Source organism: Neisseria sp. HMSC078C12, assembly GCF_001838065.1.
In the GTDB taxonomy this organism is placed as follows: Bacteria; Pseudomonadota; Gammaproteobacteria; order Burkholderiales; family Neisseriaceae; genus Neisseria.
This window is the reverse complement of record NZ_KV835617.1, coordinates 1-221: the sequence shown is the minus strand read 5'-3', so window position 1 is coordinate 221 and position 221 is coordinate 1. Positions and strand designations below refer to the sequence as shown.

Annotated in this window: 1 pseudogene; it reads right to left on the bottom strand. The window is 55.7% G+C overall.

The window, feature by feature from the left end:
• Window positions 1-221 (bottom strand): annotated as a pseudogene (locus HMPREF2596_RS09365) (RHS repeat protein); the annotation flags it as partial.

Below are 221 nucleotides of genomic sequence, written 5' to 3'. Positions count from 1 at the left end.
TGGTCGGTACTGTGGGTCAGGTTGCCGGTACGGTCGTAGCCGTAGCTGCGTTTGACGGCATAGACCGATGTTACTGCATTTTTAGCTGTCTCGGTCTGCGTCAGCTCGTTGAGTGCGGCAATTTGCCTTTTCAGACGGCCTAAGGGATCGAGTTCGTAACGGCTGGCGAGCTTACCCTGTGTGCGGTAGATTTCGCGGTGCAGTTTGTCGCGTTCGATGTC